The following is a 21,493-nucleotide window of genomic DNA, read 5'->3' on the forward strand; positions in this document are numbered from 1 at the left end:
ATTATTACGTCAGGTAAGGCACTTGAGGATATTATTCACATCCTGAAAATCATTGGCCATAAGTAAATCCTCCACAATCGACAGATCTTTGGTGATGCACGCCAATTCCTCGAAGATAGATTGAAATGACTCATTGTTTCTGACGTCTATGGCCAGCATTAAGATGATTTGTACCTTGTACCCTCCCCATTCGATAGGCCTTTTCAGCGTCATCAGACCGATGCCCTGTTTTAAGATATTTCCCTCGAAAGCATGAGGAATGGCGAAGGTATTTCCAATGGACGTTGGTGCTAATTTTTCACGCTCAAAGACAGAGGAAATATACGTATCTTTGACATATTCATTCTCTACTAATTGAGTGCCTAACGTATTTATTATTTCGTCTTTTGTGCGGCAGTTACTCTTTAACAGAGTAATATTTTCGGCAAACTGGCTGAATAAGGTATGGTAATGTTCCTTGTTCTGCATCAACGATTTGGCTTTATCCGGATGTAATTTATTTTCAATCAGAATGATGTCTTTACTGCTCAGCATCGGCGACACATGCAGGACATCGACATTATCGATCGTTAGCGGCACCGTCGATATAATAAAATTTTGTTGCGAATATTCCAGTTCGGCTTCGATCCTGGATATCGGAATGATTTTATTGACCACAATATTGGGGAAAATGGATTTCAGTTTTGCCTGGAAAAACTGGGAGGTGCCGGTTCCAGAACCGCACACCACCGTTACGCACGGTTTTTCCACGGCGGACATGGCCTTTTTTCTCTCCAAATTTGCGCCAAAATACAATGCGATATCGCAGATCTCATCTTCGCCTAAGTCTATATTGTATTCCAGATAGAGTAACTTGGCGATATAGGTCGCTACTTCGAACTCATACACCAGTTCTTCCTTAATAACACTCTTCAGTGGATTCTCCAAATGGACCTGATTCTGGATGCGGTGAAACATTGCTTTGAGATGGACGAACAGTCCCCGAATAAAAGTATCGTCTTCACTGAGATTCTCGCGATACATCGCACCCGCTTTGGCGACGATTTTCTCCCATGTTTCGAAAAGAAGATCGGATTTATTTGATTTATCCAAGAGACCGAGCTTAGAATCACCTAACAACTTCGCGCCGGTAATATTGAGCAAAATATAGGATTTATCGCCGTCGAACAGCTCTACATCAAAGCTCTCATTGAGTTTCTTCGCTAAAAATTCGCAGATTTTCCATTCTTCCCGCGCCTTGTCTCTTTTGAGCTCCTCCAGATCGACGGGACAGATCGCGCCTTTACGTAATCTTCTCACGATAATTGACAAATGAATCATCAGATCGGTGTAAGATGAATCGGAAAGAATGAAACCGAAGTTTTCTTCAACCTCTTGCAAAATAGTGTTGATGACGCCCAAATCGATATTGGCAAAAAATGGTTGCAGTTTACTCAGGATCTGATTGCCCTGATGGGTCACGATCTTTCTCACGATATAGGCGCGAGTGATTCTTAACTGGCTTTCGCTGCCAATCAATCTGATACCATATTTCACTTTCTTTTCAAGGCGTAACGATTGCTGTTTAAATAGTGGTATGAGTTTATTGATGTCATTGACAATCGTACTCTTACTTACGAAGATGGCCTCGGAGATTTTCTCCATGGAGATAAACCCTTCGGCGTCCAGTAACTGGATGGCGACATAATATTTACGGATTTCAGGAGACACTGGAGCACTTACATCCTCATTTAGCAAGAGATCGTTAAGATAGTTCTTGCCTTCTTCAGTATATGACAGCCATATTCCTTTTCCTGTCTTGCTTCCAATGACGCAATGATTGTTTGGCAAGCCGGTCTTCAGGTTTTTAACGTCTTCTTTTATCGTTCTTGAGCTAACATGAATAGAGTTCGCCAGTTCTGTCGTAGTCATACCGTTTTTGCACTGGTATAATAATGCTAAAATTTTTCTTTCACGCGGCAATAACATTTTTTTCCTCCTTAATAGTTAAACATTTATCATACTTGGCGCTATCCCCGTCATACGGCTTTTGTTGAATACATCCTTTTTAAGGGGCAGTTTCTCTAGCTAATCCTATATCAGACGACGTGCTCACTGAGCGGTATCACCCCAGCAACGTCAGGGGGTTTAACGCTTTATCTGGCGTCATTGCCTATCGTAGTCCCCATCCGGCCATCTTCTGGTGTGTCTGGCTTATCATCCCCCCGGTAAACCTGCGCGTCTGTCACGCCGCTGAGCGACAAATTGGCGCAGACTATCATTTGAAATTTTTGCTTTGCCACGGTGCATTACTCTCTATCAGGGAAGATAATGATCGGATCTGTTTCTCACCGAAAGTTCCCTTTATTCGACAACGCGCCGTCATACTTCAGATTGCAAGTGTGCTGGCAATACTAGCCTCGCGGTTTCTGCTTTCTGCCCGTGTTAAAATTGCCTGCGAAAATTATGCCTACGTCGGTAGATGCTTAATCTGGTGAACAGTCTAAGAATATTGTATATATGTTTTCTATCTCATCAACACTCAGTGTTTTAAATTGCGATCCCTGTATATTTTTATAGCGTTAAATAAATCACCTGATTAGTGAACATCATGTCTTGGGCCACGTTATTATCGTTCTAGAGAATTGTTCTTTCTTTTAAAATCATTAAGTTATAAAAATTTCACGAGATATTCATTAGCGCAACCCATTTAGCTGCTTGGGAATGTTATTAACAAAAAAAGAATGCGCCCGCAGCCAAGCACGCTGATACTCTCCGAACGGCTAAATCCCGTTCCAGCCGGAAGCACTGCTGGAAACGGCTGAAAAGGTAAGAACGATGATCTCCACAGTTCATACCTGGTTTGAATGTCATGGCGATGGACAGGAACATATTTTATCTAGTTAAAAATAGGCTCACTCGGAACACGCCGTCAACTCTGTGCCCAGGAGTGCATTCATTGAACAGAATTTTTTGGCCGTTTTAGACTAAATAATCACATAGCGGGAGTTATATATGGCCCTAACGTAAATCTTGATCTTCAACAGATAAACACCACTCGACAATATAATATATGATATATTCCCACAGCGAATTATCATTATTGGACCTGACTATCTGTAAAAATCATAGGGCGCCAAGTTGATTTTTAAGCCAATGGCTTTTAGCCATTTTGTGCAGGATTTTAAGGGAAAATAATAACTCGATGAAACTGGAGTAAATCCCTATATAAAACCATTTCGCCAGCATTTCAATAGCTGATGAAATTTTATTCCCGAATACATGATAAAAGCAGGTGATAAACTGACAATTAATAATATCCTGGCATAAATTTCCATCAGCATCTCTTAACGATCACTCATATTCTGGACCGATGTGTTTATCAAACGTATACTTATCATTTGATCCAATCAGTCGTATATAATCTTTCACAAATATTTTCATCGACTCCTGTGCAACAATACACAGATCCATATAGTCGATCGCGGGGTCTCCGGTAAGTGCATCCTTTATTGCGTTAGTGATGTATTTCATCAGATCGGTGCAGACATTGATTTTATTGATGCCCAGAGAGACGACCTTACGGATATTCTCCTCACCAGCGCCGCTGCCACCATGTAATACCAGCGGCATGTCTAATGTTTCCTTCAGTAATTGCAACCTAGCAAAATCAAGAGTAGGCGTAAAGCCCTTGGGATAGTGACCGTGGGCGGTGCCGATCGCCACGGCCAGGCAATCGCACCGGGTGCGTTCAACGAATTCTTTGGCCCGTAAGGGATCTGTATAGAGATCAGCACGGAATTCATCTGCGTTCGCCGTCGAGCCAACATGCCCTAATTCCGCTTCAACCGATTTACCTGCAGCGTGGGCGAGTTCGACAACCATCTGGGTTCGCTTCACATTCTCTTCAAAATCACAGGAAGACGCGTCGATCATGACGCTGGAGAAACCGTATCGAATAGCGGCCACAATATCGTCGTAGTTCGTACCGTGATCCAGATTAAATGCAATGGGAACATTAGCCTTTTCGGCCAAGTTGCCGATCATTGGTGCCATAATATGTCCACTGCCGTGAGCTTTCATCTGCCGTGGCGAAATATTGATAATGATGGGTGAGAACTCTTCTTCGGCACTTTCTATACAGGCTTTTACTTGTTCCATATTGACACAATTTACAGCCATTACGGCATACATATTTTTGTGTGCATGCCACAGCATCTCTTTCATTGAAACGTACATAATATTTCCTTCAAAAGGGGTATTATTTAAAATAGTGAAGAGATTATTTTCTCGCTATGTCTTCACCTTTTTTGAGTTATGGAGAATAATGTCACTCAGTTACCTCTCAATAATCCTCCTGAATTAACTCTACGCTTCCGGGGATAGCGGCCGCCTGACTATGGCATAAAGCACGCCGGTAATAATGCCGCCCAATGCCCACAGGCCAAAGAACAGCAACGGATTGGATACCATCGGAATAACGAACGCGCCGCCATGTACCGCTGGGGATTCAATACCAAATGTCATGCATAACCCGCCGGTGATCGCACCACCGGTCATACAGCATAAGGTCACGCGCAGCGGATCGTTGATCTGGAATGGAATAACACCTTCCTGAATATAACAACACGACAGAAATAATAACGTTTTCCCTTGTTCTTTCTCCCCGTCGGTGAATTTCCTTTTTCCACCAAGGAACGTCGCTAGGCCGATTCCCAACGGCGATGTCATGCCCGAACACATTTTAGCCGACGTCGGAATGAGGACGCCACTGGCATTCAGGGCATTCACGAACGTTGCAGCCGTTTTACTTACGGGCCCCCCGTTGTCGCAGCACATCATGGCGCCGATAACCGCACCGAGAATAAAGCGGGAGCCGCCGTTCAGCGAAACGAGAAATTCCGTCAAGGCTTCCATGAAGATGGCTATCGGCGTACCGAAGACGTAGTACATCAGCAGGCCGGCAATTAGCGTCACGAACACCGGAATAACCAGAATGGGCATGATACCCTGCATTGCTTTAGGGACATTGATTTTCTTGATAGCAATGGTCAGGTAGCCGACGATGATGCCGCCGACTAGCCCGCCCACGAATCCAGTGCTGAGATTCAGGGCCAAGGTCCCCATGGCCAGGCCGGGAGCTAGCGCTGGCTTATCCCCCATCGCATAGGCGGTGAAGCCAGCGATGGCAGGAACAGTAAAGTTCATCAATGCCGTGCCGATGAGGAAGATGACTTTGGACAAGCTGTCGACTTGCGCCATATGGGCGCCGATGTCATACCCGCCCATTGCTTTGGCAATTGCTTGCAGGATGGCTCCCCCCACAATGACGGGGATCATGTAAGAAATGCCGCTCATCAGTGAGTCTTTAATGAACGATAGCTGACTCTTCTTATTTGATGTTTTGCGTTTGATCTCTACCATTATTCTAAAGCCTCCATTAATTCTTTGATTATTGATTCCGGATGGCGTACGGCTTCACTGGCGCTCACAGTTAAGGTAGGTAGAGCGTCAAATCGATCTCCATTGCGAATACGTACGTCACTGGCAATAATGCAAGCATCTGCACGAATAATATCGTCGTTAGTTATTTCGTTTTCGGTACCCTGCGCGCCCTGGGTTTCTATTTTTATTTCTAACCCAATGTTCTCCGCCGTTTTTTTCAAGTTGGCGGCCGCCATATAAGTATGAGCTATGCCTACTGCACAGCTTGTTACACAAACAATGTACATGTTTTTTTCCTCGATTATAATCGTTCAAATAAAACTCTCAGTTCATCCATTGTTGTGATTCTTAACAACTTCTCTCTGAAATCATTGTCAGTTAGACAAACAGCCAATCGTGATAATACCTTCAGGTGTATATTGTCAGATGTATTTGGCGCGGCCAGCATTATAATATATTCAACCAACTGATCGTCGACGGCATCCCATTCAATAGCACGGCGCAGTTTGATTAGGGTGAAAGAGGCTTCTTTTACGCAATCACTTTTGCAATGCGGAATAGCGATCCCCATGCCAATCCCGGTTGATTGTTCCTCTTCGCGCTCGAGGACACCTGTTATATATGTCTCCTTATCGCTAATTTTCCCAGCATCGAACATGAGCTGGCTTATCTTGCATATCGCGTCATGCTTGTCTGATACTTCAAAATCAAACCTGACCAGCCTTGCATCAAGCATGGATACGAGATCCATATTTAACCTCCGCCCTAAATTTTAAATAAAATCGCTCATCTGATAACTATCGCCACCCTAACAAGATAAAAAAATACGAACAATTCAATAAATTTCATCAAGGTAGTGAAAATATAAGTGAAATGATTGTTTTATTAATGTAACCACATGAATTTTTTAATATAAATCTCGCATCACCTCGATCCAATGATTACCTATTACTCGCATTCAATTTAATAAATGTGACCTGCTTATCATAAAACAACCTTATTTTTCATTGCTGGTGCATACGTTTTTTAATGCACTATATTAGTGAAATTTATTCTATTTTTATTTTGATAACCTTGTTTATAATTTTAAAAAACCGAATACAACCAGAGGAAGTAATAAATGATAAATTTTGAATATCATACTCCCACAAAAGTCATTTTTGGCCGAAATGTCGAATCCCGTGTAGGGGCCGAAATCAAGGCACTTGGCTATAAGAATGTGCTAATCCATTTTGGTGGGACCTATTTATACGAAAATGGGCTTCTGGATCGCGTGCATAAGAGTCTGGAAGAATATGGCATCGACTATGTCGACCTGGGTGGCGTAGTACCCAATCCCAGATTATCTTTGGCCCAGGAGGGGGTGAAGCTGTGCAAGGCAAGAGGCGTTGATTTCATTCTTGCCATCGGCGGCGGCAGCGCGATTGATTCCTCCAAGGCGATCGCTTACGGGTTAGCCAATGATTTTAACCTGGAGGATCTATTCCTAAACAAGGTGACGACGAGCAAGATCGCACCAGTTGGCTGTATTTCCACGATCGCCGCCACGGGTTCCGAAACCAGCAATTCTACGGTCGTGACAATTGTAAACGGCAAGGGTGAAACCTTTAAACGCTCGTATAATCATGATTGTGCCCGTCCGTTATTCGCCATCATCAATCCGGAATTTACCTTTTCGGTCCCGGCTTATCATACCGCCAGCGGCGGGGCGGATATCATGTTCCATACGATGGAGCGTTATTTTACCCGTACGCGTGACGTTAAATTAACAGATAGAATATCGGAGGGACTGCTAGTCACCGTAAAAGAAGAAATAGAGAAAGTATTGAAGCGTCCTGATGATTATGAAGCCAGAGCCAATTTGGCATGGGCCGGAAGTCTCTCTCACAACGGTCTGACCGGCACAGGGAGAGAATCGGACTTCCCCGTCCACAAAATTGCCCAAGAGCTAAGCGCGCTTTTTGACGTGATTCACGGCGCCAGTATTACCGCGATATGGTCAACTTGGTCTCGCTACGTTTATCAGACAGATATTCCCCGTTTCGCTCAGTTTGCCACCAACGTGTTTGGTATTGCCACGAATTATAATGATCTGGAAGAGACAGCCCTGTTGGGTATTTCCGCATGGGATGAATGGTGCCAAAAAATAGGGATGCCGACGACGCTGGCTGAACTCGATATTCATCCAACCAATGAGGAAATAGAACATATGGCTGAAAATGCCATTGCAACGGGAAATGGGAGTATCGGTAAATACTTCAGAGAATTAACCAAAGAGGATGTGATCAATATTTATCACAATGCTAAATAACGCTATCCACACCCTAAATAATTAAGGCCGATTGACCTTCCGCTGCCACTATTACGCCCAACGTATGCGACGGTTCTATATAACAAGGAAAGTAACACGGTGGCAACCAACTTGAAATGTTAAGGGATGATTTTCCAATGTGAAGCGGATCACACCACATAATCCGGTCAACGAATATTTTCCTGACTGAAATAATAAAGGTGATTATATGCTAAAAGAAAAAGTGATTGTCAGGAATAAAACGGGGTTGCACGCCAGACCAGCGACAGTGCTGGCGAAACTATCCCGTAAATACCAGTCAACGATTGAACTTATCCATAATGATAAGGTTATTAAATTGAAAAGCGTTCTTGGCATATTATCAGCCGGCATCAGGTCGGGGTCCGCACTTGAGGTCATTTGCGATGGACAGGATGAACAGGACGCCATGGACGAAATTAAAACCCTTTTTGCATCGGGCTTTGGCGAAGAGTGACTACGAGCCAGAAGAGAACTCCAGCCACAAAGCAGGTACCAAGGATGTCATTTTTTATACAGGATGAAGCCGATGGCCAGCAGCAAGCCCCAGGCATCTTCAGACATCCGCCGGGCCTACTCCGGATACCAGCCCACGCCCCGTTCTATGATGAAATGGGCCGGCTAAAAATGCAGGCTAACAACGCTCTCTTTATCATTTTTTCGGTATCATTCGCAGCCCACGCAGCAGTCAACACAGCTTCACTAAAACAATGCTCTCCGAAAGCGGTTGCAGCCACTGAAGGGCTTCCCCCCGGCCGTTGAATAAAGCCTAATTCGCGATTGTTTCCAGGTTGCTCGACCTGCAGAATACGGACCCGCCGCGGCCGACCAGAGAGTGCCACCAGCGCAGGCAACCAGGCAATGCCTAAATTCGCCTCCACCATCGCGATCACACTGTCCTGGCGTGTTAATACATGATGAATCTCTGGAAATAACCCTTTGTCCTGAAAGGTATTTTCCATCACGCTTCGGATACCCGCCCCTGTGGCCAGCGCAATCATTGGCCAAACGGCAAGCGCCTCTAGCGTTACAGGCTGCTGCGCTGTCAGAGGGTGTTCTGGGGGAACGAGCGCGACAAATTGCTCCATAATTTGCGGATTAAATACGAGGCTACGATGGCGTTCCGGACGTGGGCCGACACCGATATCCGCGATACCATTCATCACCATATCTTCCACGTCGGAAAACAACCCCTCCCGCACCTGGACCACGATATCTGGAAAGCGCTGACGAAAATCCTGTATCGCCTGCGGTAACAGAGCAGAAGAAAGCGATGGCGTTGCCGCCACAACAATACGTCCATGATTCAGTTCCGCTAAATTGCGTAAATCAGCGACTGCGGAGTTCAGATCCCGGAGTAACTGACGGGCCCGTTGCAAAAAACGTTCACCTTCCGCCGTAAGTGCTAATGAGCGCGTCGTTCGATTAAACAAAACCACACCCAATAGTTTTTCCAGCTCACGGATTTGAGAACTTAATGAAGGCTGAGCGACCCCTAAGCGGCGAGCCGCCTGGCTGAATTGCCCCTCTTCCGCAACCGCGACAAAACTGCGTAACTTACCGAGGCTGATACCAGCAGCGCCCGCCTGAATATCAGAATGCCTGGCAGCCATCAGTGCAACGCCTCCAGATGATGACGTAAAGTGTTACCGCTATAACCTTCACGAAAAAGACCTTGTTTTTGTAGTATTGGCACAACGCCTTCCACAAACATCTCCAGTTCAGGTAAAGATAAATTGCCGATATTAAAACCATCTGCCGCCCCCTGACGGAACCAGTCTGCCAGTGTGGCGGCGGCTTGCTCAGGAGTACCAATAATTACCCTGTGTGGCCCGCCAACGGGCTGCCGTGCAATAAATTGCCTTAGCGTTTGATGGCCAGAACCTAATGATGCGACAAGCGCGCGGGTATGCCCCACTGAACCCGCACGTGATTCTGCATCGCGTAGTATAGACTCCGGCACAGGGGCGTCTAGCACAAGCGCTTCAGCCTGAACGCCCAGCCGTGTCGCAAGCTGTTTAACATACCCTTCTAACGCGCCCGGAGCTTCAAGTAGCGCGATCCGCTTACGTTCGGCTTCGTCTTCAGTTCCCCCTAGATAAAGATAAACACCGGGTAACACGGCCAGATCATCAGGGGATCGCCCCGCTTCCACCACCTGTTTTTTTAATTCACGGTAAAAGTTCTGCGCCTGCTCCAGCTCAAGACCAATGCTGAACACAGCATCGGCATAGCGGGCAGCCAGCGCCATTCCTGCCGGCGAACCGCCCGCCTGAAACAGTACTGGCCGCCCCTGCGGCGTCCGCGGTGTCTGAGAAGCTCCTTTCACGGAAAAAAATCGCCCCACATGATGAACAGGATGGATATGTTGGTTATTGATATCAACCTCACCACCGCGCTTTGACAGCACCGCGTCATCAGCCCAACTACCCCATAATTTGCATACCACATTAACGAACTCTTCCGCACGGGCATATCGCGAAGCCCGATCGGGCAGTGATGTCATGCCAAAATTCGCGGCGGCCTGTTCATCATAAGTGGTGACAATGTTCCAACCAATACGCCCACCGCAAACATGGTCTAGCGAGGCCAGAGTACGAGCCACGTTATAGGGTTCATTGAAAGTGGTCGACAATGTCGCGACGAAGCCAATATGTGAAGTCTGCGCGGCAAGAACAGGGATTAAAACGGTGGGATCGATTAATGGCCTGACCGGACGGCCATCATCAGGGATAGCCAGGCCAGCAGCGAAGAACACCGCGTCAAACAGTCCTTTTTCAGCCAGTTTAGCAATCTGGATATAATGTTCTGGCAGAAAGCGAGCCGGCAGTTCGGTTGATTCGCGCCGCCATGCCGCCAGATGCTCCCCTGAACTGTTGCCATGAAAATTGAAATGCAAATGGGATCTATTCTGTGCCATCAGTTCCCCCAGATAGCCTGAGTATGAGAGCGGAAAGCCCGCAGCGTTTCTTCCCAATGAGAGAGAGGAATGGTTTTAAAGGCATAATCAGAGACATCAGGCAATCCTGGTGGAACGGGCGCCCCTGGTTGGGTTCCATAGCTTGATGCTAATTCGCCAAGTGCCCGTTGCCCTGCATCGCTTAAAAGCCATCCTCTGAGCAATTGAGCGGCCGCTTTGTTTGGCGCATGATTTAACATTGCCATACCCGGGCCCATCAACACGGCAGAATCTTTCAATAAATGGATGGCCAGGGGAGCACCATCCTGTTGAATTTTCTTCACATTCTGCGTAGGTGCCCATAAACCATAAGCAAGCCGCCCCTGAGCAATATTGGTCAGCAATGCAATAGCGGTGGGCACTTCGCGCCCATTGGCTTTGATCTGTTTTAACTGTTCATCACTCACCGCGTTATTCCAGAATAAGACGCTGCCGGCGAGATCCGGGGCCGCGGCACCGGTGAATCGGGCATAACCAAAATGCCCCTGGTTTTTTTGACTTACCGCTTCGTCAAATGTTTGAGGCAACTGCTCCGGCTTAATCAAATTGGGGTTGTAGACCAGAGTAAATAGCGTATTGAAGGGGATCTGATAGTAACCTGCGCTGTCTTTATATTGTTCCGGGAGCGATGTAGCTTGCGGGGGAACATCTTTTTCGAGCCGATGCTCCTGCTGCAGAGTGTGAATATCGCCCAGGCCACTGATCACAACGTCACCGGTATAATTTCCACTGGTTGCCTCTGCCCGGATACGAGCAAGTAGAGGCGCCCCGCCACCGGAGATAACGGCTGGCCGCACCGTAATCCCCGGCCAGGCCTGAGTAAAGGCATCCCACACAGGTTGCAAATTCCCATAGGGAAGATAGATAACCACCTGTGACTGCCCCGCCGCTTTAGCCTGTTTGTACAGCTGAGAGAGTGATTCATCTGCTGTGGTTGCCAGCGATTTAACCGCGATAGTCAACAGAGCACAGCCCAACAATACCCGGCCCAATAAGGTTTTCATGGTAGTTCCTCAAGCTTATTCGAGGTGGAAAGTAACTCAACAGGCAATGCGACTAAAGCATCAGCAGGAAAGTGCAGGAAGCCGCCCTCTGATGAGGGAACAGAAGATGTCATCTCATGCCATTGATGAACAGATAACCGCGCATTTAGACGTATTCCCGTTGAACAGGAAAACACGCATTGATAGGCATCCCCCTGATATTGCGCATCAATAAGTGCAACCGGGACGGTATTGGCGCTTAACCGGTCGCCGGTCAAACTCCACTGCAAATTGCCCGAACGTATCGCCAGTTCAACCGGCTCACCAACGGCAAAATGCCGCATTGCCCTGGCGTTAACCGGATGAGCCAGACCGGGAACAGCCACAGTCATGCTTCCTTTATCCGTTGATCGGACACGCCCGGATAAAAAGTTATCGAAACCGACAAATTCAGCGACAAAGCGCGTTTCAGGGTGCTGGAAAATCTGTACCGGCGTACCTAATTGCTCAATCCGACCATCACGCATAACCGCAATACGATCGGCTAAGGCCAGCGCTTCATCCTGGTCATGAGTGACATAAACGGCGGTATAGTTGACTTCATGGTGCACACGGCGCAGCTCTTGACGTAAACGTATACGTAGCTGCGCATCCAGATTCGATAGCGGTTCATCAAATAGCACCAATGTTGGTCGTGCTGCCAGTGCGCGCGCCAGCGCCACCCGCTGCTGCTGCCCCCCGGACAATTCACCAGGATAACGGTGTGCAACAGCGTTCAGATCGACAAGCGTGAGCGCATCTTCAACCGCCTGCACCCGCGCAGAACGCGAGTAGCGCCTTGCTTTTAAGGGATATGCTACGTTCTGTTCAACGGTCATATGCGGCCAAAGTGCATAACTTTGAAAGACCATCCCCAGCATACGATGTTGTGGGGCAACAAACCGCCCCTGTTGCGGTTCAACAACACGCGTGTTATCGAGGCTAATCCACCCGCTGTCCGGTATTTCCAGCCCGGCAAGACAACGTAAGGCGGTGGTTTTGCCACAGCCGCTTGGCCCTAACAGCACAAAAAATTCACCGTGTTCTATTGTCAAATCCAATCGGGCAAGCCCTGCGCCATTAGGATAACGTTTACGCAGTGCATTAATCTCAATATGGCTCATGAGTATTCAGACTCCTGTGGACGCAAAACCGAGGATGCTGGGGCGGGTTGTTGCCTGAGCCGCGCATGACGCCGCCGCCAGACAAATTTAATACCTGCCCCGATGAGTGCGACCGCAATCAGTAATAGCAGTGTGCAAATCAGTAACGCCGCTGCGTCCCCGGTTTGTCCCTGCGACTGCAACAGGTAAGTTTGCGAAGCAATGGTGGATAAGGTGGGGGACCCCAATAACAGGGGGATATCCAGATTGCCTGCGATGATAATGGCGATAAAAAACCAGCCGACTAAAAATCCAGGCAGGATTAGCGGGCCGGTGATCTGAAATACGCTCTGCAACATGGATGCGCCGGCGATACGTGCGGCTTCGCCAAGTTCATGAGATAACTGGCTGGTGACCGCATTAGCCGCCTGCATGGCGAAAGGCATGACGACGACAATAAATGCCAGCATCATCATCCAGACCGTACCATAAAGCAGTTTTAATCCCGGCAAACTTAACCAGGCCCAGGTGACCGACAACGCGGCAACGATGCCAGGCATGGCATAAGGTAATAACGTGCTAAAGCGCACAACGGAGCGGATACGCGGGCTAAAATGCCGGGATGTAAGGCAAAGCATCACGGCCAGCACCATTGCCGCGGCCCCTACCGTAACCGAAAGCTTTAAGGTAGTGATGATGGCTTGCCAGATACCCGGTTGTGTAAATACACGCCCGAAATGCATCAGGCTGATCTGCCCATAAACGCCCGGATAAGGCTGCAATGCGCCATAAATCAATGACAGGAACGGCGCGACGATGGCAAGCAACAAGAAGAGAATCACCAGTGTATTGGCTGCCCATGCCCATTTCCCTAATGGTAATAAAGGCTGTGTTGTTCTCTTGCCTGTCACCGTTATATAACCACGACGCCCCATGATAAAAGATTGCACAATGCATAGCAGTGCGACAAACACGACCAGAGCGACTGAGAGTAGACTCGCCTCGGCATAGGCAGGAGGATAGCTATTCACTAACATGTCATATATTTCAGTGGCGATGACACGAATACCGACGGGTTCCCCCAAAATCAATGGCGTATCAAACGAATGCAGGCCGGCGACAAAGCTCAGGATTACCGCGCCGGTTATCGCTGGCGCAAGCATTGGCAAGCTAATGAGCAGAAAAGTGGCAAGTCGACCGCGGCCGCAGGTTAATGATGCATCTTCATGAGCGATATCTAATCCACGAAATGCAGGTGCGATGAATAAATAGATAAAAGCGGTGGCACGCAAGAATGTCACGCCAATCAGACCAGACCAGGACTCGGCATCAACCTGGAATATCTGAGAACCGCCTAATAAGTTAATCAGACTATTGGCATAGCCGTTATAACGATTCGCGAACAGATCGAATGCAAGCGCATAAAATAACGAAGGCATGGCAAAAACCAGCATCATTGCCGGTGTAATAACACGCCTGAGTGTCATCGTGGTTCTTTGCGATAACCAGGCAAAAAGGATGGCCAGGATAAGTGCAGGTAACGTTGCCGAAACCGCCAGTTTAAATGAATTGAATATCGCCTGAAACAACTCCGCCTTTGCAAGCAATGCCGGTATTGCCTGAACCGTCCAGTCCGCCGGCGAACCGGGCGGAGCGCTGCGAAAACCACCGATTAACAGCATGATGGCAGGCCACACCAGTAACAGGATAAGAAGAACGAGTATTGGGTAATATCGCCCCTTCCAGCGCCATCTGCGCAACAATGACCAAAACGCGCCCACCGCTATGCCCCTCCGTTAAGAAACGCAATGTCATCCGGCTCAGGAGCATCGTAATCAATGAACTGCTGGTAATATGTCTCGACATCCTCAACAAACAGATCCCGTACCAACCCCTGCATCAGGCGCGGCACTGCCGCACGCATACCCGGCACCCCACCTGAATTGCCCATGCTGACCTGAGCGCTGCTGTTAGGGCAATAGATGCTGCGCAGCAAAGGCATACGTTGCGGGTCAAGCGGCACCAGTTCAAAGTGCTCACCTAAATAGGGATAGGTCGACAGTACCGGGTTTTCCTGCGCCACCTCAGGCTCCAGCCGGTCAGCCCATACCGCTATATTGTCTGCAAACGCCGCCAGCGGACTAAAATGGCGAACGTCCGGGTTATTGCCGGTGCCACAGATAACGAAGTCATAATCAAACCAGCCTGCTGCAGTGCGTACAGTAAGCCCATCATTTTTAGGCTGTGTCTCCAGCCAAGACTGCCCCGTGAGCACCCGAAAGTTTTTGAACGGTTCGCAACGTTTGAATGATCCCGCAGGCGGTGGATGGCCGGCTTCCAGCAGGTGGCGGCTAAAACGCCAGCGATAAAGATCGGGCATATCACCGTAATGGTTCATCACACCGTAAAAATCGCTCCAGTGGAACATATTGACCCGAGGAACCTGCGCACGACGGACGAAGATATCGACGCTGGCCGCGCCGTTTTCCAGGGCTGTGGCTGCATTTTCAAACGCCGCTGCCCCAGCCCCCATAACCGCAATGTGTTTCCCTTCAAGTTGAGTAAAATCGATGTGTTGTGCTGAATGAGCGTAGAGATGAGAAGGCAGATTTTTCAGCACCTCTGGGACATTTAATCCACCACTGTCTGCAAATCCCGTAGCCAGAACGATTTTCCGCGCCAGCACCGACGCTTTTCCCTCTGGCGTTTCGTAGACCGCCTGCAATATCTCATCCTGAGGGATTATCTGTACCAATTTGGCATGATTGGTTACCGTAAAACCCAACGTATCTCTAAACCAGGCCAGATATTCAGCCCAATCTTTACGTGATATTGCCCCAATATTTTGCCATGCCTCCTGACCATAACGGGCTTCATACCATGCCTGAGGCGTAAGCGAGGGAACCCCCAGACTGGGGCCCGTCTCATTTTTCGACGTGCGCAGCTCATGCATGCGGGCATGGGTCAGCCATGGCCCCTCAAACCCAGGTGGGCGTTGATCAATCATCATCACCTGATTGATACGCGCCTGGCGCAGGCCAAATGCCGTTGCCAGGCCGACCTGCCCGGCCCCCACGATGAGCACGTCCAAGACCGGCTGATTCCTAAAGCGTTTACGCAATGTCCATTCCCGAGGACGTGGCGCAATCAGTTCAAGCTCATGCTCAACGCTGAGACGCAGAGCCTCCAGCCCAGGGGATAGGGTCATTTTGCGCCCTCTTTATTCAGTAATGCGTGTGCTGCGGCAAGAGGGCCAGGCTCAATCCACTCATCGATGGAAAAGTCTTTTCGTATAAACCCGTGCTTTAAAAGAAAATCCTTTCGAATCCGTAATGCATTAATCAGCTCTGGGCGCAGGCTCGGTTCAAGATTGTCAAACAAGCTGTCATCAAACGCAGCAGGCACCCACTCATCCACCACGGACACTTCCCTGGCGACAATCTGCTGCGCTTCCTGCCGATGGGATTTCGCCCAGCGCGCCGCACGCAATACTTCAGCAAGATAGCGCGCCACCAGGTCCGGGTGTTCTCGCACCAGTTGACCACTGACGGACAACACATTCGGCGTACCATTATTAATGGCAACACGTTGATCAGGGTGATGGTTAAGGTCAACGACGGTAATCGCCCCCAGAAACTCCTGAAGTTGCGGCCCCAGCGCCCCATAATGGTAAATGGCATCGACCTCACCACGGATTAGCGCGAACGCTTCCTCACGTGCGGAACTTGCTGTCTGGCGCGCATCAAATAATCCCCCGCGCTCAGACGCGGTTTGCTCCTGGATATAGGCCCGTTCAACCGGCAAATCGATCAGTTCAACATCTTCTGCTGAGAGCCCTACTGCCGCAAGCGATTGCAGATACCCCTGTAAAGCAGAAGCGCGCCAGAAATCTATTTTGTCCTTAACACGCCGCGGCAGTGCCAGTTTCTTACCACGAAGATCCTGGACGCTCTTAATACCGGAGCCCGGCAAAGCCAGGATTGACTGATATTGAGGCAGCCACGTCAGCCCCACCACGACCACATCACGCCCTTCTGAGCGCGACCAGATTGGTGGCGCATTGCCTCCCTGACGAAAAGAATTAATCTGAACGTGGTCAAAATGTGACTCCCGGATTGCCCTATCCGGTGAAGCGCGCAAAGAGGTCACTTCAATCCCTTCAGGTGCAAAAGCTTCACTTAACCAGTTCTTGTGAATAGCGATTCCTGACGCAGTAGGAACAGGGCAGCGGGTATACCATAAGCGGTCTGGTGTCTGAGCATCCATAGCAGCTCTCTTGTTAAAGTTAACCGTATCGACCTGAGCACAATCAGGGATACCTGTTGGGTGAGAGAGCAAACTACGATCAATACTAATAGTTTAAAACAAATATATTTGTATATTCTTATATTGTTTTTGGTATAAATAGGCACCAGGGATGTATATCCCTTAAGGTCTCTGGCCCTAATTGCCACTGGCACAGAAGCACAGCTTTGGTATTGATTTTAATATCAAAATCCTTTGCTAACTTTATGACTTCACCAATAGCTTGCATTCTTTTTTCGGTTGATTAATTTCGCCCGCAAAACTTTTATCTATTTTTAGAAATTATCGTGAAAGCGTTTTGCACAGCACTAGCGCTGGCCCCCAGAGAGATAAGAAATCCCCAGGAGCTTACTTGAGTCAGTGACTGGGTAGCGACAAATTTGCCGGGTGTAGCCCACGGATTTCATACAGGTTATGCTAGCGGCATGCCGGAGATAACAGCCCTTTCGTTCCCGTCAAAGGCATCGGTTTTCTGCTGGAGGCTCATCTAGCGAGCTCGATGGGGACACGTTTTTCTTTCAAACAAGGGCTCTCTGTAACTACATTTCGCTTTAATAGGGAATATGAAAAACGACATGGCAACCATCAAAGAAATACATATCGCTGCCGCGCTCATCGTTCGTTCGGATGGACGAGTCTTGTTGGTCAGAAAACGCGGCACCGCCGCTTTCATGCAGCCCGGCGGCAAGATAGAACGCGGCGAAAAACCCATAGCAGCGCTTTGCCGTGAGCTTCAGGAAGAGCTGAATGTGCAGGTTTCCGCGTCCGCGCCCGAGTATATCGGTAAGTTCGCCGCACCCGCCGTCAACGAGCCAGGCTGGACGGTTGTAGCCGAAATATTCAAGGTTCACATTTCAGAACCTGTTTCCCCAGCCGCCGAGATAGCAGAAATCATCTGGTTTCAACCGGGACAAGATAAAGGAGTGAACCTGGCGCCACTTACAAAAGACCATGTGCTGCCGCTGTTAAATCCGGTCTAGCAAGGCAGCCAAAATGGCGGTTGGCAACGGCATGTCCTCGTTGCCAACCGCTCTCCCTCCAGGCACCTAAGCCGGCGTAATAAAATCCGAACTGAATGTTCAACGTGCCAGGAAAAGCGCAGAAGTCCATATGCGCGATTGATCACTTTGCCGGGCACTGATAAATAGCGCGTGTTCCTTTTTCTCAGGCAACGGTAATTCACCGATCTGAATTTCACCGCTGAGATCACGCGGCAACGCTTTCTCGGTCACGGCTTCGATCTCAATCTGTAACTCTGTTCCTGGCAGGCTAAATGTCAGTTTCCCTGCACGCAATAGCTCGTTACCATCCAGTTCAGTGAAAAACGTGGGGGCGTATGCATGTGGATTAGGTGCCAGAGGATCGCCAACTTTTATATAACCATTAATATCCAGTTGCAGGCGAATGCGCGCCTGTTCCAGCCCACCGGTAATGACGTTGATGGTGTCGCTGTCACCATTGGTGTCGGTGCGCAAACCGATCTGTGTGTGGCTTTTACGCCAGAGGGTTTGTTCCGGGTGGTCCGCGCCGGTGAGCCGGAAATGATTGATCGGCGAGCCCAGGACCTCAACTTCGCCATGCCAGTATGCCCCTCGATAACGATCTTTAATGCGCGCGCCGCTGAGCCTGACACGAAATTCACGCGTTGAGCGCCCCAGTTCAGCGTGTAAATCCCGCTCCCAGACCACTTTTTTCCCATCAAAGAGCGTAACGGACTCCCAGCCTGCATCACCCAACAAGCGATAAGTGAGTGCACTGGCAGTGCTGAAAGCGGCGACATCACCCATCAATGCATCACCTGCACGCAGTTCGGCATAACTGCGCTCGCCCGTAGTTGCAAACGTATGGCGAGCGCGTAATGCCTGCGCCACGCCTTTGCGATCAAACCGTTCCGCCAGAACACCGGTCAGGCCGCCGCGCGAACCAAAGACCGCCGTCGCCGGGACGCCGCCGCCGCACCGCCCCTGATGTTCATCACTGTTTGCCGAAGCACCAAGACGATAACCACGCTCCAGCGCTTCGGCATACACCCAGTGGAACTGTCCCCATGCCGACCCGACTTCAATCAGACGCTCCAGTTCCGGATGGTGCCAGTCAAGGTTACAACGGCGCCCGCCGATGTGTGGGATTAACAGGTGTTTGTGCGGCTCGCGCGCATAGGCGGCATAGAGTTCGTCCAGAGGCCAGGCACCTGGCTTGATTGTGCCGGCCGTGAATTCGTTCCATTCAAACGAGCGAACCAGCCGGCCCTGATTATCGAAAGGAAACTGTGGTTCGTCGTCTTCAAGAAACACCACGTTGTGATCACCACCGGCACAGGTATTACCGCACCATTCCGTACCGGAATAACAGACGAAACGGTCGGGCGTATTCAGCGCGTTGATTAACTTGACCGCGTGTTTCCAACGCGCCTCGGTAACGTTGAAGTCGTTTGCCGTATAACCGAGGATATCCAACCCCGCCACATCCCGTCCGTAACTGAGGTTATAGAGCGTGTCATTGGTGCCGACGGTATCGTCGGAGTGCACATGAAGATCGGCATAGAGCGGGCGCAGTTTCGTGGCAGTCTCTTCAATGGTGATCCACGCCTGCCCCGGCAGTTGCGGTAGGTCGTCCAGCACGGCGCTAATCTGCCATTCACCCGCGCTCAGAGTGAGACCGCTAATACGGGTTACCGCCCAGCCCTGCGCAGCCAGGGTAAAGCGCTGCTGCTGCATCCGCCCGGATGCGGACGTCAGCGTGAGATTGCCCGCCAGCGGCAGCTCACGACAGGTATTCCCCCACACGTCATCCAGGCGAACGATCGCATCGAATGCGGTGCCCGGCGGGATCAGCCGCGGCGCGATAACGGAAAGCGACGCGGGTGCCCCCGGCACGATATCAAGCAGCACATCGCCCGGCACTTCTGCAAATTTTGAACTGCCCAACGGATCAACAAACAGACGGAATCGGAAGTCTTTTTCCACAAAACTCTGCACGCGCGTGCCACCACCACCCCGGCGCCGGTCGCCAAGACGAATGTGGATCTGGTCCCCAGGATTGAGATATCCATCAATGATATCGATCAGAATGGCTTTCTGAAACGGCCGCTCATGCCCTTTCTGATCGAAGCGCACCTTAAGATGCTGCACGGTGGCCGGGCTTTGGCCGGGCAGTAAGGGGCCTGCCTGATACTCCGCGCTGACAAAGTTTGCCGCTGCGGGATCGCTGGTCTGAAAAAGCGCCCAGTCCGAATAAAATTTAAAGGCAAGCTTGAGCCACGCCCCGTCGGCCAGCCCACTGGCACCGACGGTATAGGTCAACACCATTTCCTCCCAGGAGCCGGCCGTAATGCGCCGGTGGGAACAGTGAACGCTGCCCAAAAACGACCGGGCTTTGTTCTGCTCATACAACCCTTCAGGTGCAATGTATTCTCCCGCATCGCGGATATCAAACTGACTCACGGTATACCTCTTTGAATATTAACGGGCACGCCAGCGCTGATAGCGCTGTTCAACGCGGCGAAAAACAAGATTTTCCATTAGCCAGGCGATCAGCCCGATCAGGCAAATCCCCAGCAAAACCTGGCTGCTGTTGCCTGTCTGGCCGCCCATGGCGACCATCCAGCCAATCCCCTGCGAAGCGCCAAGCATTTCGGCCGCCACCAGTGCGCGCCAGGCTTGGCTAAAGCCAATACGCATCGCCGCGGTGATGAATGGCAGCGAACTGGGCAGATAAACGTGCAGTAACAATTGACTGGCGCTCGCTCCCAGCGTGCGTGCGGCACGGACTTCACCACCGCGAATTCCGCGGATGCCTTCCTGGATAGTGATACACATGGGAAACAACGCCGCGATAAAGATCACCACCACGATTGAGGTGAGGCCCAAACCAAAAATCAGCAGCATCAACGGTGCCCAGGCAATGGGGGGAATAGCCATAAACAGGCTGTTGAGCGGCGTGATGAAATCACGAAAACGATCGGACAAGCCGGCGCTGGTGCCCAGAATCAGTGCCATCAGTACCGCCAGGGTAAAGCCTGCAAATTCCTCCAACAGGCTGGCCCACAGTTGAGCCCAGATCGAGCCGTCGCTGAACCAGCGCACCGCTTCGTTCCAGACATCCCAGGGTTGTGGCAATACGTAAGCGGGATAACGGCTGGCCACGGCTATCCAGACCAGCAACAGAAACGGAAGCGATGCCCAACCCCAGTTAGGTTTAACCCCCTTCACGGCTGCAACCCTGCCTTTTGCAGCCATTGCGTATCGACTACCTCATTCACATCAGGCGCTTGCTGCATGTAACCCAGCGCCTGTGAATCAACCATCAACCGCTGAATAAAGGCTTTATCCTTATCGGTTAAGGTGACCGA

At 49.8% G+C, this 21,493-nt stretch carries 17 protein-coding genes; 3 read left to right on the forward strand and 14 right to left on the reverse strand.

Going from position 1 to position 21,493, the window contains the following annotated elements:
• Positions 1-9 precede the first annotated feature (9 nt).
• From ACN28Q_RS01945 to ACN28Q_RS01965, 5 genes are all read right to left on the reverse strand, one after another.
• Positions 10-1,968 carry a BglG family transcription antiterminator gene (locus tag ACN28Q_RS01945; protein ID WP_095844785.1) on the reverse strand — a complete coding sequence of 653 codons (1,959 nt, stop codon included), beginning with the start codon at positions 1,966-1,968 and terminating at the stop codon, positions 10-12.
• A 1,365-nt stretch (positions 1,969-3,333) separates the two neighbouring features.
• Positions 3,334-4,218, reverse strand: a complete 885-nt coding sequence (locus tag ACN28Q_RS01950) for a class II fructose-bisphosphate aldolase (RefSeq protein WP_095844786.1) — start codon at positions 4,216-4,218, stop codon at positions 3,334-3,336.
• A 129-nt stretch (positions 4,219-4,347) separates the two neighbouring features.
• Positions 4,348-5,403, reverse strand: a complete 1,056-nt coding sequence (locus tag ACN28Q_RS01955) for a PTS fructose transporter subunit IIC (RefSeq protein WP_095844787.1) — start codon at positions 5,401-5,403, stop codon at positions 4,348-4,350.
• Positions 5,403-5,711 (reverse strand): PTS fructose transporter subunit IIB, encoded by a 309-nt coding sequence (locus tag ACN28Q_RS01960; protein WP_095844788.1) that lies wholly within the window; start codon positions 5,709-5,711, stop codon positions 5,403-5,405. The genes ACN28Q_RS01955 and ACN28Q_RS01960 overlap by 1 nt, the downstream gene beginning before the upstream one ends.
• A gap of 14 nt (positions 5,712-5,725) precedes the next feature.
• Positions 5,726-6,175, reverse strand: coding sequence for a PTS sugar transporter subunit IIA (locus tag ACN28Q_RS01965; protein WP_095844789.1), 450 nt, complete (start codon positions 6,173-6,175; stop codon positions 5,726-5,728).
• Between the two features lie 369 nt (positions 6,176-6,544).
• Here ACN28Q_RS01965 and ACN28Q_RS01970 point away from each other — a divergent pair, with 369 nt between their 5' ends.
• Complete coding sequence (locus ACN28Q_RS01970; protein ID WP_095844790.1) at positions 6,545-7,735, forward strand: iron-containing alcohol dehydrogenase; 1,191 nt, start codon at positions 6,545-6,547, stop codon at positions 7,733-7,735.
• Positions 7,736-7,943: 208 nt separating this feature from the next.
• Positions 7,944-8,210 carry an HPr family phosphocarrier protein gene (locus tag ACN28Q_RS01975; RefSeq protein ID WP_095844791.1) on the forward strand — a complete coding sequence of 89 codons (267 nt, stop codon included), beginning with the start codon at positions 7,944-7,946 and terminating at the stop codon, positions 8,208-8,210.
• A gap of 145 nt (positions 8,211-8,355) precedes the next feature.
• On the opposite strand, the gene ACN28Q_RS01980 is transcribed toward ACN28Q_RS01975, so the two are convergent.
• From ACN28Q_RS01980 to ACN28Q_RS02010, 7 genes are all read right to left on the reverse strand, one after another.
• Positions 8,356-9,366 (reverse strand): LysR family transcriptional regulator, encoded by a 1,011-nt coding sequence (locus ACN28Q_RS01980; protein ID WP_095844792.1) that lies wholly within the window; start codon positions 9,364-9,366, stop codon positions 8,356-8,358.
• A complete protein-coding gene (locus ACN28Q_RS01985) occupies positions 9,366-10,673 on the reverse strand; it encodes an NtaA/DmoA family FMN-dependent monooxygenase (RefSeq protein ID WP_095844793.1) in 1,308 nt (435 codons plus the stop codon). Before ACN28Q_RS01985 ends, ACN28Q_RS01980 begins: the two co-directional genes overlap by 1 nt.
• Positions 10,673-11,716, reverse strand: a complete 1,044-nt coding sequence (locus tag ACN28Q_RS01990; RefSeq protein ID WP_095844794.1) for an ABC transporter substrate-binding protein — start codon at positions 11,714-11,716, stop codon at positions 10,673-10,675. The genes ACN28Q_RS01985 and ACN28Q_RS01990 overlap by 1 nt, the downstream gene beginning before the upstream one ends.
• Positions 11,713-12,858: an ABC transporter ATP-binding protein gene (locus tag ACN28Q_RS01995; protein WP_095844795.1), complete on the reverse strand. Its 1,146-nt coding sequence runs from the start codon at positions 12,856-12,858 to the stop codon at positions 11,713-11,715. Before ACN28Q_RS01995 ends, ACN28Q_RS01990 begins: the two co-directional genes overlap by 4 nt.
• Positions 12,855-14,519: an ABC transporter permease gene (locus ACN28Q_RS02000; RefSeq protein ID WP_131928955.1), complete on the reverse strand. Its 1,665-nt coding sequence runs from the start codon at positions 14,517-14,519 to the stop codon at positions 12,855-12,857. The genes ACN28Q_RS01995 and ACN28Q_RS02000 overlap by 4 nt, the downstream gene beginning before the upstream one ends.
• Before the next feature lie 101 nt (positions 14,520-14,620).
• Positions 14,621-15,958 carry an FAD-dependent oxidoreductase gene (locus ACN28Q_RS02005; RefSeq protein WP_165906996.1) on the reverse strand — a complete coding sequence of 446 codons (1,338 nt, stop codon included), beginning with the start codon at positions 15,956-15,958 and terminating at the stop codon, positions 14,621-14,623.
• An 83-nt stretch (positions 15,959-16,041) separates the two neighbouring features.
• On the reverse strand, positions 16,042-17,103 hold the full coding sequence (locus ACN28Q_RS02010) for an ABC transporter substrate-binding protein (RefSeq protein WP_121525171.1): 1,062 nt from the start codon (positions 17,101-17,103) through the stop codon (positions 16,042-16,044).
• Positions 17,104-17,726: 623 nt separating this feature from the next.
• Here ACN28Q_RS02010 and ACN28Q_RS02015 point away from each other — a divergent pair.
• A complete protein-coding gene (locus tag ACN28Q_RS02015; RefSeq protein ID WP_230469513.1) occupies positions 17,727-18,122 on the forward strand; it encodes an NUDIX hydrolase in 396 nt (131 codons plus the stop codon).
• A gap of 99 nt (positions 18,123-18,221) precedes the next feature.
• Here ACN28Q_RS02015 and ACN28Q_RS02020 read toward each other — a convergent pair whose 3' ends face one another.
• Together ACN28Q_RS02020 and ACN28Q_RS02025 are read right to left on the reverse strand one after the other, a co-directional pair.
• A complete protein-coding gene (locus ACN28Q_RS02020) occupies positions 18,222-20,450 on the reverse strand; it encodes a CehA/McbA family metallohydrolase domain-containing protein (RefSeq protein ID WP_230469508.1) in 2,229 nt (742 codons plus the stop codon).
• Between the two features lie 153 nt (positions 20,451-20,603).
• Entirely contained in the window at positions 20,604-21,353 is a 750-nt protein-coding gene (locus tag ACN28Q_RS02025; RefSeq protein WP_183096703.1) for an ABC transporter permease, read from the reverse strand.
• Between the last annotated feature and the right edge of the window lie 140 nt (positions 21,354-21,493).

It is taken from the genome of Gibbsiella quercinecans, from assembly GCF_002291425.1.
Lineage (GTDB): Bacteria > Pseudomonadota > Gammaproteobacteria > Enterobacterales > Enterobacteriaceae > Gibbsiella > Gibbsiella quercinecans.